This is a genomic window from Psychrobacter sp. HII-4, from assembly GCF_904846595.1.
Classification (GTDB): domain Bacteria; phylum Pseudomonadota; class Gammaproteobacteria; order Pseudomonadales; family Moraxellaceae; genus Psychrobacter; species Psychrobacter celer.
Window position 1 is genome coordinate 38693 of the sequence record NZ_CAJHBJ010000007.1, and the last position, 12091, is coordinate 50783.

Here is a 12091-nt window from a genome sequence, read left to right on the forward strand (position 1 = left end):
TGCCCGATACGCGTAAAACCATTAGTGTATCTTGCCTTATCACCCAAACGCTTGGGCAAACCATCAAAACAGTCGGCTGATATCATTACCAATTGCTAACACCATGAAACCTGCCAGCAAGAGTAAGCCGATATTAAGTCCAGCCATTTGCACGCCTTCTGAGAGCGGCTTACCGCGAATCAGCTCTATGAGATGATAGACGATATGCCCTCCATCCAATACAGGAATGGGCAAAAGGTTGAGCACTGCCAGACTCAGACTGATCAGCGCGGCGGTAGACAACACCATCTGCCAGCTAATATCGAAGCTTTGTTTGGCGACTTTGGCAATGGTGATCGGGCCTGATAAATTATCGAGACCAATCATACCTGAGAGCATTTTGCCCATCGAGCTGACCGTCATCACCGCCAACTGTTCGGTTTTTTCAAACGACTTGACCAGTGACTCGCCTGGACCATAGACCACTGTGGTTTTATAATCTTCAGGAATGACAATCTCAGACTGTGCCACCATAGCACCAATTTGCCCGAAGTCGTTACCTAAATTGTCTTTTTTGCCCTGCGGCATAATGGCCAATTGTACAGGCTTACCCTCTCTTAAGACGGTAAAATTGAGTAAAGTCTCAGGATTATCGCGAATGATGCGCGTGGCACTGATCCAGTCTGCGATGGCGACATCATTAATCGCCGTGATACGGTCACCGACCTTGAGGCCTTGACGATTGGCGGCACCATCAGGTGTCAACTCACCGACGATAGGGGCAATCGTCGGTTGCCATGGCAGCATACCAAAGCTGCTCAGCGCATCTTTTCCATGGTTATCGCCTTGCATAAACTCATCCACAGGCGCGTAGTAAGTCTTGGCGGCGTTGTCCCCAGCTTGTAGCGTGACACTTATATTGTCTGTCTCGCCCATACGTCCAGCGAGACGGTAATTAATCCCTTCCCACGTCTGTACCTCGTGACCATCGATGGCGACAATCTTATCGCCAACGGGCAGCTGAGCGGTGGCCGCTGGCGTATCAGGCAACACCTGCCCAATCTTTGTCGCCAACTGCTCAGACGGGGTCATAAACAACACCCAAAACAAACCAATCGCAATGACAAAGTTCATGATAGGGCCTGCTGCAACGATAGCGATTTTCTTTAGCGGATGCTGGCGGTTAAATGCCAAGTGCTGCTCATCGGCTGCCACCTCGCCTTCTCGCTCATCGAGCATTTTGACATAGCCGCCCAGTGGCAGCGCCGAAATACGATAATCAATACCGCTTTTTTTGCTGGTCCAGCCTGCGACTTTGGGGCCAAAACCAATAGAGTATGTCAGCACCTTAACACCGCACAGGCGCGCCACGATATAGTGCCCCCATTCATGCAGGGCAATGAGCGGACCTAAGACAAAAATGGCCGCAAGGAGCGTCAATAAAAACGTCATGATATCTTCTCAATATGGTTTTTTAGCAAGTTCTCTCGTACAAGGCTGATTTGCAGGACTTCTATTCTTATAGCGTCTGCGCCGCTTATATGGATTTTGCCACCTTGGCCACCAATGCCTCAGTATGCCGACGCGCTAGCTGGTCAATTGACAATATATCTTCTATATCCGCCGACGCCGCTAACAGCGGTACTTGTATCTCACTGAGTGCCTGCTCATTGATATCAGCAATATCTGTCAAGCGAATTTGTCCTGCCAAAAACGCGGCCACGGTAATCTCATTGGCGGCATTGAGTACGATGGTCGCCTGCGTACCCGCTTGCATGGCTTGTCTCGCCAAACGCAAACAGGCAAATTTTTGTAAATCAGGCTCGATAAATTCTAGGCCGTTTAGCGCATACAAGTCCAAAGGCTGCGAGCCGCTATCGATACGCGCAGGATAGCTGAGTGCATGAGCAATGGGTGTCTTCATATCTGGACTACCCAGCTGCGCCAAAAAGCTGCCGTCGCTATATTCTACCATTGAGTGAATGATACTTTGTGGATGAATCACCACATTTATTTTATCCTCACTCAAATCAAACAAATGACAGGCTTCTATCAACTCAAGTCCTTTGTTCATCATCGTTGCCGAGTCGACCGATATCTTTTGTCCCATCGACCAATTGGGATGTTTGACGGCTTCAGCGACGCCAGCTTGCTGCATCTGCGCAAATGACTGCTGCAAAAATGGCCCACCAGAGGCTGTCAACCACAATTTACGCACCCCGTGCTTTGGCTGGTGAATCTGGCGGCTGTCTTGTTGGATATCTACCGGCAAACACTGAAAAATCGCGTTATGTTCAGAGTCAAGCGGCAACAAAGTGGCGTGGTGGGTTTTGACCGCATCGATCATCACCTGTCCTGCCATCACCAGCGCTTCTTTATTAGCAAGCAAGATACGCTTGCCTGCGCGCGCGGCGGCCAATGTAGAAGGCAACCCTGCTGCACCGACAATGGCAGCAACGACCGTATCGGTTTGGCTATCGGTGGCGATATCTACAAGCCCTGCTGCGCCGCCAACGACCTCGGTATCAAGCTTCGCTGCGCTTAGACGCTGAGCAAAATCATCGACTGCGGCTGCCGGTACGTTGACGCGCTTTGGCAAAAACTGCTGACAAAGCGCAAACAGTTTGTCCAAACGATGGTAACCCGACAAGGCATAGACTTGGTACTGCTGCGGATGGGCCGCCAAAATCGCCAACGTACTATCGCCAATCGAGCCAGTTGCGCCTAATACTGCGATACGTTGCATCATAACCATCGTTGCCTATCAATAATACAAAAAAAATAAAGCCTAACTGGATAAATCCAAGCAAGACACTTTTATACCACCATCAAACCAAAGTATTGCAGTGCCCAAAAGCCAAGCGCAAATATCGGCGTGGCAGACAATAAGGAGTCAATACGATCAAGGATACCACCATGCCCTGGCAAGATTTTCCCTGAGTCTTTGACACCAGCACGACGTTTGAGCATTGACTCAAACAAATCGCCGAGTACCGAAGCCAATATCGTCAGTACCGATAGCGCGGCAAAGGCGATCAGTGGCACCCCTGTCAGCTGTAGCTTAAAGACGCTGATGGCCACGACGACGAGCAACCCTGTGACAATGCCGCCGGCCAATCCTTCCATACTTTTATTGGGTGAAACGTTTGGTGCCATTTTGCGGCGACCAAGCTTGCGCCCGACAAAATATGCCCCACTATCCGCGCACCACACCAATAAAAACACATACAGCAGCCACCAAGCTGATAGCTGCCACAGATAAAACATAGCCGTGATGGCGGCGGTTAATATCACCGCGCCCATCAAGCCCAGCTTTTTGCCATACCAATTGGTCGTTGTCGGAAAGACCCGAACCCAAGACAGCGCCATCAGCCATATGGCGAGCGATGCGGCCCACCAAAACAGCCACGTCACTTTAAACAGCAGTGACACCACGGTCAGCGCCAAAACCAAAAGCACAAACAACGCTGGCTGACGCCATTTGGGCATCAGCTTGGTCCATTCGTGAGCGGCGATGATTACCCCTATCGCCAACAGCGGCGCAAACAAAATCGGTGTTTGGCTCGCAAACATTGCAATACCAACGATAATAACGAGAACAATTGCCGTCTTAATCCGTTGCCACATACTCATTGAGCCTTATAATAATGAAAAACGTATGGTCAAAAAATGCATTATAGCAGCTAATCCACAATAGCCCACTCATTGCTACTGACTGCAACAAAAGCGGTTTATTATTTCATAAGCACGCGACCTTAACCACTGTGAATAATCACGACTAAAAGCGTAGCAGGCTTTTAAGGCACAAAAAAGACAAGCAGCGAGCAAGTATCAGACAAGCAAGTATAAGATAAGACGTTAGGGTCGTTTAGGGTAATTGCTGCGCGCAAGCGACTTGCTCGCTGGTTTTACCAAAGCGGCGTTGGCGCTGGGCAAACTCTGCAACCATCGATGCCAGCTCTGCTGCGCGAAACTCAGGCCATAGGGTTTTGGTAAAAAACAACTCAGCATAAGCGGACTGCCATAATAAAAAGTTCGATAATCGGTACTCACCGCCTGTCCGTATCAGCATATCGACCGCTGGGGCGTCTGCTAACTGGACATGGCGGCCAAGCAAGTCTTTATCGATATCATCAGCACACAGCTCCCCTGCCTGCACCTGTTTGGCCAACTGTTTGGCAGCATGGGCAATATCCCACTGTCCACCATAGCTGATGGCAATGACCAATGTCATGGCATCAAAATGCGCGGTTTTTTCTTCTGCATCGGCCATCAATGCTTGTAACTCTGCACTGAGCGGACTGCGATCTCCGATAAACCGTAAGCGAATACGGTATTTGTCCATCCGCGGCATTTGCTCATGAATGGTCGAGGTTAAAAGCTGCATAAGCAACGTCACTTCACTCGGCGGACGTTGCCAGTTTTCGCTAGAAAAAGCAAATACCGTCAAAACCTCAATACCAGTATCGACACAGTATTCGACAATAGGGTCTAGCGCATCTTTGCCTGCCACATGTCCATGGCCTTTGGGTAGATGATTGGCTTTGCCATAGCGGTTGTTGCCATCCATAATGATGGCGATATGACGGGGTAAAATAGCAGGAGCCAAGGCGGCTGAAGTAGACATAGGCTAGCTTGCTTATTGTTGAGATGGTTTAATAATAACGCGTGTCATGGCGGCAAAACAGCCAAAAAGATAAGATGTGGTGATTATTCACAAACTTATCATAAAGCGGTCTGCTACGGCTTTATGATTGACGACACAATAATAAGCAGCCAATCGCACTGCGCAGTGGCTGCTAAACGACATATAGTCCATTGGAAATAAAACTTTTATAGATAGGGCTGCGCGACTGGTATAAACGTTACTTGCGTGCTGCTATCGTTCGATACGGCGCAGCCTGTATTTAAAGACAGCACCCCAGTCGCGCTCTGCCATCAATCGTTATACTTCCATCAGCTCGCTTTCTTTTTTGCTCAAACGGCTGTCGATGGTCTCGATGTATTTGTCAGTGATTTTTTGAATATCATCACTAGCGCGGCGCTCGTCATCTTCTGAGATCTCTTTTTCTTTTGCCAGATCTTTTATGTCATTCATCATATCGCGGCGGATATTACGAATCGAGACGCGGCTGTTTTCTGCTTCACCGCGCGCCAGCTTTTGCATATCGCGGCGGGTCTCTTCTGTCAGTGCTGGCATCGGCACACGAATCACATCAGCGGTCATCGGGTTCAATCCCAAATCCGCTTCGCGAATGGCCTTGTCCACGGCCTGTACCATCGTGCGGTCAAAAGGCTGTACAAGCAATGTGCGCGAGTCTTCGACATTGACACTGGCTACTTGGTTGAGCGGTGTGTCGGCGCCGTAGTAGCTGACCATCACGCCAGATAGCATGCCTGGATGGGCGCGGCCTGTACGTACCTTACTAAAGGTGTTTTCAAGCGCTTCTAAGGTTTTTTGCATACGGGCTTCGCCGTCTTGCTTAATCTCTTTAATCATTGTGCATCCTTATTTATCGCTGTCGATAAATCATTCATGGTTGTTAATATATGGTTGTTTTGCGGCAACTCAATCACTCGTAGCATGGCGCTTGACCGCGCATATTGGGCAATATTATGCCAATTAATACTAATGATAAACGCGCGTGCCTTCGTTTTCGCCCATGACCACATTTAATAAGGCGTTGGGCTTGGTCATATCAAACACTTGTAGCGGTACATTGTGCTCACGGCACAAGGCGATAGCGGTTAAGTCCATAACGCCAAGCTTTTGCTCTAAGACTTCATCAAAAGTCAAACCATCGTATTTTTTGGCATCGGCATGCAAGCTTGGGTCTTTGTCATAGACGCCATCCACTTTGGTGGCTTTTAATATCAAGCCTGCTTCAACCTCGATACCGCGCAGACATGCTGCTGTGTCAGTGGTAAAGAAAGGATTACCAGTACCGGCGACAAAGATACAAACCTCACCGTTTTTTAGGTAGCGAATGGCATTGCGGCTGCTATAGCTTTCAGTGACTTCACCAATCGGCAAGGCTGACATCAAGCGCGTTTTGATATTGCGGCGCTCAAGCGCATCACGCATGGCCAGACCGTTCATCACAGTCGCAAGCATACCCATTTGATCGCCGGTCACACGGCCGACTAGGCCCTCTTGTTGCAGCTGGGCACCGCGATATAAGTTACCACCACCAACGACGATACCAACTTGCACACCAAGGCCACGCAAGTGGGCGATAGATAGGCTCATCTTATCGAGCACTTCGGTATCGATACCCATGTCCTTGCCACCAGCCAAGGCTTCGCCTGAGAGTTTTAGCAAGATACGAGAGTAACGCGGGTTTTTGTCAGACATGAGGTCACCTTGTTAGCATTAAATTATAATTAAAGTCATCGATAAAATACAAATGAAGATTGCCTTCTGATTTACGTACAGCCAGCGTTGATACGCAAGCCAGTGTTTGCGTATCGCTAGGTTACGTGCAGCGCCCTACTCGTGATGCAGTGCTGAGCAGACAAAACCGTGCTGAGTAGATAAAAAGGCCAAATTGCGCTAATTGTAGCAAAAACTGCCTGTGATTGGGCAATTTTCACTCATCTATCATTGTGATGGCTTAGGGCGTGTCCTCAATTCAATCGATAGCCATCTAAATGGGCTAAAAATAACCAAATCTGGCCAAACGGTGTCAAATAGCTGGCTAATATCTCGATATTATCTGCGCTATTTTTCTTGTTTGACGGTGATTTATCTCATTTTTATCGCCATTTTTAAAATCAGGACACGCCCTAGCCTTGATAGCTGGCAAATAAGTCGTACTCGCTGGCCTCGTCAATGGTGACGGTCAAAAACTGACCAACCTTGACTTGCGCGCTGATGTCATCGACATAAACATGACCATCGATCTCTGGGGCATCGGCGTAACTCCGACAAATCGCAATGCCCTCAGCACTATCGATCTCATCGACCAATACCGTCAAGGTTTTACCGACTTTCTCTTGCAGCTTTTGTGCTGAGATGTCTTGTTGTAGCGTCATCAAGCGCTCATAGCGAGATTGCTTCACTTCTTCAGGCACATGACCTGGCAAGTCATTGGCTACCGCGCCTTCGACCTCTGAATAGGTAAAGGCACCGACGCGGTCAAGGCGTGCCTCGACGAGCCAATCGAGCAGACATTGAAAGTCTTCTTCGGTCTCCCCAGGGAAGCCGACGACGAAGGTTGAGCGAATGACGATATCAGGACAAATCTCACGCCACGCTTTGATACGTGCCAAGGTGTTTTCGCTATGCGCTGGACGCTTCATGGCCTTTAAGATGCGGTGACTGGCATGCTGAAACGGAATATCCAGATACGGCAGTAGCTTTTTTTCGCCCATCAGCTCGACGACTTTATCTACGTGCGGATACGGATAGACATAATGCAGGCGCACCCAGATACCCAAGTCATTTAATGCTTGGCATAAATCATAAAACTTAGATTTGAGCGGCATGCCATTCCAAAAGCTGGTTTTGTACTTCAGATCGAGCCCATAGGCTGACGTGTCTTGCGAGATAATTAGCAATTCTTTCACGCCAGCGTTTTTGAGCGCCAGTGCTTCGTTCATGACATTATCAATCGGACGCGAGACTAAGTCACCGCGCAAGCTTGGAATGATGCAAAAGGTACAACGGTGATTACAGCCTTCTGATATCTTTAGATAAGCATAATGGCTTGGGGTCAGCTTAATACCCGCTTCATTGATCAGATCTATTTTTGGATCGTAATGCCTATCTACGTCGCGCTTGGGTTTGGGCACATGCTGCGAGACGGCAGTGATGACCTCATCATAAGCATGTGCGCCTGTAACCGATAGTACCGCTGGATGCATCTCACGGATTTTATCCGCTTCTTTTCCTAAGCAGCCAGTAACGATGACCTTACCGTTTTTGCTGATGGCTTCTCCGATGGCGTCGAGCGACTCTTGTACCGCTGACTCAATAAAACCGCAGGTATTAACCACCACCAAATCTGCGCCATCGTAGTCACTTGCGACCTGATAACCATCGCGGCTAAGCTCTGTGATGATCCGCTCGCTATCGACCAGTGCCTTTGGGCAACCAAGCGACACAAAACCGATCTTTGGCGCGGCTTGAACTGGCGCATCGCTCGCAGCTGTACGGGCTACTGTGGCATCGCCACTTTGCGCGATACTGCGGTTTTGATTGTGATTGGCTTTGTGGTGATAGGGCTGAGTACCGTCTGCCTGACTCGTTGACTGCTTTTGCGCAGACTTAGCAGGATTAAAGATAGTGGCTGTGTTTTTTGGAGCAGTAGAAGCTGGCTGTGAAGATATCGTCGTATTTACCGACTCGGTAGAGGTGTTGGGCATGGCTGACCTTGCTTGAGATAAATTGGCTGTGCGCATTGTACGTTTTTTTTATGATAATCACCAGTTTTGCCGCTCTATAGTGTTGATTTATGATTAAATATTGGTAGATTTCTTTTTTATGTTAGGCGTACTTCATGACAGCTGATGTAGTAGTGACAAAACCTGCCCCCAATTTTGACTTTATGGCTCAGCATTTGTTTACGGCTATCTTGTGGGTCGATGAAAATCTGACCATTACTTGGCTAAATGCTCAAGCAGAGCAACTGCTGGCGACCAGTAGTGGCCGCCTACTGGGGCAATCTATCTTGGCGCTGCTCACCCCAAAAACTTCAACATCGACTTTCAAAGACCACCTCAAAGATCATCTCAAAACCCATAGCGATACTCACAATTCTAAAAAAACAAAGGATGTCGCTTGCTCCTTGACCGAGCGCTTTCGGCAAGCCAAAGTGTATCAACAGCCATTTATTGATCACGATCATCTTGTGAGCACACAATTGAACAATCATACAGCGCTGCTGATCGACTATAGCGTGACGCCGGTCATTGATGAGCAGCAGCATGGTTTTATCATTGAGATGTGGGGCAAAGATCGCCAAAGCCGTATCTCAGAGGAGCAGCGCCAGCAGCAGCAATATAACGTCGCGCGTCAGATGCTACGCTCGGTCGCTCACGAAATAAAAAACCCATTGGCCGGTATTCGCGGGGCGGCGCAGTTGTTGCAGCGGCAATTTATCAAGTTTAGTGAAGGCGGTTTTTTGGCTGATGCAGCTCTCCCTCAGCAAAGTGCTGCCAGCCCCCCTCCTGACAAACAAAAAAACGCGGCAAAACTGCGCAGCTACACCGATATCATCATCGCAGAGACCGACCGTCTGACTCAACTTATCGGTCAGTTTCTTGGCTCCAATCAGTTACCAAACTGGCAAATGCTTAATATTCATGAACCGCTAGAGCATGTCTTGTCTCTAATCGTCAACCAATATCCACAGGTGACGCTACAGCGTGATTATGATTTATCACTGCCTGAGCTCTGCGCTGACAAGGATCAGTTGATTCAAGTATTTTTGAACCTGATTAATAATGCCTGTGAGTCGATGACTGAGCTTGAGCAAACGCTACAACAGCATAAAATCTCAGAGTCTCAAGAAACACCACAAGCTACCATGCAAATGGATAGCAATTCTACTTATCAGCCCATACTGCATCTACAAACACGAGTGGTCTTTCAGCACACCATCGGCAGCCAGCAGCACAAACAAGTTTTGCAAGTGACCATCACCGATAATGGCTCAGGCATAGATGCCGATCTCATCGGCCAGATATTTTTTCCGATGGTCACCAGCCGCGCAGCAGGCACGGGTCTAGGGCTGTCTATTGTCCAGGATATCATCAGCCGCCATCATGGTATGATCGATGTCAGCTCTGCCCAATCGGACACCCATCACACACGCCAGACTCAGTTTGCCCTGTATTTGCCCTTTAGCCAGCCAGGCCTTACTATAAACACCTCATAACAATCCTATAATAATCTCATGACAACCAATACACCCTCTGATGTTATCGCCCACTAGGCCCAAGATATGACTGAGTATAATGACAACCGCGCTTTACATGACCATCAACCCTCAAGCGATCAGCCAATACCTGCTCCAACGGACAAGCACAGCAGCCCTGCCGCTGCTACGTTATGGCTTATCGATGATGATGCCGCCCTACGCCTGATATTGGCCGATACCTTTGAAGATGCAGGGCTCACTGTGATTAGCTTCACGCAAGCGCAAGCGGCATGGACACGCCTAAATGATATCTTGCAGCAGCAAACACCTGCAGACCAGCTCCCTGATGTGATATTGACTGATATTCGTATGCCTATGATGGATGGTCTGTCCTTTAGCGACTGGGTACATCAGCATTTCCCTCAGCTGCCCATCGTCATTATGACGGCACACTCTGATCTAAGCTCTGCCATCAGTAGCTATCAGACTGGCGCGTTTGAATATCTGCCCAAACCCTTTGATTTAGATGACGCGGTGACAACGATTTATAAAGCCATTCACTATCAGCCCCATACCGATGTTAAGACAAAAAACACCAGAAAACCCGCTGTCAAATCAGATGCGACGCCCAACGAGCCCAATAAACCTACTGAGCCGACTGGCCATACAAACCAAGCATCCAAAACCTCACCAACCACCGCGCCGATCAAACCAGCTGCCAAAGAGACATCCCCGACACCACCCGCCGCGACCGACAACCCCAGTGGCATCATCGGGCAGTCACAAGCGATGCAAACGGTGTTTCGCGCGATTGGCCGTTTGGCCCACTCTCCCATCACAGTGTTGATCACAGGCGAGTCAGGCACCGGTAAAGAGCTGGTCGCCAGCGCCCTGCATCAGCATTCACCGCGGCGACAGCAGCCTTTTATTGCCTTAAACATGGCAGCGATTCCGCATGATTTAATCGAATCTGAGCTATTTGGTCACGAAAAAGGTGCGTTTACGGGGGCGACGACCACACGGCAAGGACGGTTTGAGCAGGCCAATGGCGGGACACTGTTTTTGGATGAGATCGGTGACATGCCCTTTAGTACGCAGACACGTTTGCTGCGAGTATTGGCCAATGGCGAGTTTTATCGCGTTGGTGGGCAGCAGCCTGTCAAAGTCGATGTGCGTATCATCGCCGCCACTCATCAACACTTAGAAGCACTGGTCAAACAAGGTAAGTTCCGAGAAGATTTGTTTTATCGCCTTAACGTCATACGCTTGCCTCTGCCGCCCCTGCGCACACGCCGCGAAGACATCCCTGCCCTCGCCAACTACTTTATGCAGCGCGCCGCCAAGCAGATGAATACTGCCAAAAAACATCTGCATCCAGCAGCACTGCAAGTCATGCAGGCGTTTGAGTGGCGCGGTAATGTGCGTCAGCTCGAAAATGTCTGCCTGTGGCTGACCGTGATGGCCACCGGTGACACGGTCATGGTAGAGGACTTACCACCAGAGCTGCTCGATAGTGTGCCAGCGGATATAACACAGCAGCCACAGCCACCTCATGCAGCACGCTCATCCCAAATCCCGCCGCAGATAGACATGAATACCCAAGGTTCGATCGACTCTGGCGCTATTAGCCCCAATCCACCTATGACGACGCAGACCGACTGGCAACAGCCTCTAGCCGCATGGGCCAAGCAGGCGCTACAGACCGGCGAAACCGACATCCTACAAACAGCTACGCCTGAATTTGAACGCGTACTACTCACCGCCGCCCTCAACCATAGTGGTGGCAAAAAAATAGCGGCGGCCCATCTGCTAGGCTGGGGACGCAATACATTGACACGCAAATTGCAGCAACTAAACCTCACGCCAGCACAAGATCAAAATAAATATCACTAAAACGTTAAACAAGCTTAAAACAAAAGTCCTTTTATATCATTAACTTATGAAAAACATGAAAAATAATTGCTAAAATATCGAAAATAATTGCAAATAGGGGTTGCCAAACAATTTAAACTCTATATAATAGCCAACCACTGAGACGCACTACCGAATCAGTTAACTATTTCGATAGTATTTGAGTTCATATGCTTTTGATGATAGAGTAACGAAAATGGGGCTGTGGCGGAATTGGTAGACGCACCAGATTTAGGTTCTGGCGCCGCAAGGTGTGAGAGTTCGAGTCTCTCCAGCCCCACCATTTTCGGATAGTGATAAAAGTTCTCAAACCTATACTAGACCTGCTTTCGAGCAGG

9 protein-coding genes and 1 tRNA gene are annotated in these 12091 nt (G+C 49.0%); 3 read left to right on the forward strand and 7 right to left on the reverse strand.

The features are described from left to right. Positions 1 to 63: 63 nt before the first annotated feature. From rseP to rimO, 7 genes are all read right to left on the reverse strand, one after another. Positions 64 to 1431: an RIP metalloprotease RseP gene (gene rseP, locus JMX98_RS05560; RefSeq protein ID WP_201585195.1), complete on the reverse strand. Its 1368-nt coding sequence runs from the start codon at positions 1429 to 1431 to the stop codon at positions 64 to 66. 85 nt (positions 1432 to 1516) lie between these two features. Beyond that, positions 1517 to 2728: a 1-deoxy-D-xylulose-5-phosphate reductoisomerase gene (gene ispC / locus JMX98_RS05565; protein ID WP_201585196.1), complete on the reverse strand. Its 1212-nt coding sequence runs from the start codon at positions 2726 to 2728 to the stop codon at positions 1517 to 1519. A gap of 68 nt (positions 2729 to 2796) precedes the next feature. Next, entirely contained in the window at positions 2797 to 3606 is an 810-nt protein-coding gene (locus JMX98_RS05570) for a phosphatidate cytidylyltransferase (RefSeq protein ID WP_201585197.1), read from the reverse strand. Positions 3607 to 3847: 241 nt separating this feature from the next. After that, on the reverse strand, positions 3848 to 4606 hold the full coding sequence (gene uppS / locus JMX98_RS05575) for a polyprenyl diphosphate synthase (RefSeq protein ID WP_201585198.1): 759 nt from the start codon (positions 4604 to 4606) through the stop codon (positions 3848 to 3850). A gap of 318 nt (positions 4607 to 4924) precedes the next feature. Continuing rightward, positions 4925 to 5479, reverse strand: a complete 555-nt coding sequence (gene frr / locus JMX98_RS05580; RefSeq protein ID WP_075101541.1) for a ribosome recycling factor — start codon at positions 5477 to 5479, stop codon at positions 4925 to 4927. A 129-nt stretch (positions 5480 to 5608) separates the two neighbouring features. Continuing rightward, positions 5609 to 6334 carry a UMP kinase gene (gene pyrH / locus JMX98_RS05585; protein ID WP_075101540.1) on the reverse strand — a complete coding sequence of 242 codons (726 nt, stop codon included), beginning with the start codon at positions 6332 to 6334 and terminating at the stop codon, positions 5609 to 5611. Between the two features lie 431 nt (positions 6335 to 6765). Continuing rightward, on the reverse strand, positions 6766 to 8346 hold the full coding sequence (rimO, locus tag JMX98_RS05590) for a 30S ribosomal protein S12 methylthiotransferase RimO (protein ID WP_201585199.1): 1581 nt from the start codon (positions 8344 to 8346) through the stop codon (positions 6766 to 6768). Positions 8347 to 8480: 134 nt separating this feature from the next. On the opposite strand from rimO, the gene JMX98_RS05595 reads away from it, so the two are divergent. The 3 genes from JMX98_RS05595 to JMX98_RS05605 all read left to right on the forward strand — a co-directional run bounded on the left by JMX98_RS05595 (position 8481) and on the right by JMX98_RS05605 (position 12036). Continuing rightward, a complete protein-coding gene (locus tag JMX98_RS05595; protein WP_201585201.1) occupies positions 8481 to 9860 on the forward strand; it encodes a two-component system sensor histidine kinase NtrB in 1380 nt (459 codons plus the stop codon). Positions 9861 to 9926: 66 nt separating this feature from the next. Beyond that, positions 9927 to 11735, forward strand: coding sequence for a sigma 54-interacting transcriptional regulator (locus JMX98_RS05600; protein ID WP_201585203.1), 1809 nt, complete (start codon positions 9927 to 9929; stop codon positions 11733 to 11735). Positions 11736 to 11951: 216 nt separating this feature from the next. Further along, positions 11952 to 12036: transfer RNA gene (locus tag JMX98_RS05605), tRNA-Leu, on the forward strand. Positions 12037 to 12091 lie beyond the last annotated feature (55 nt).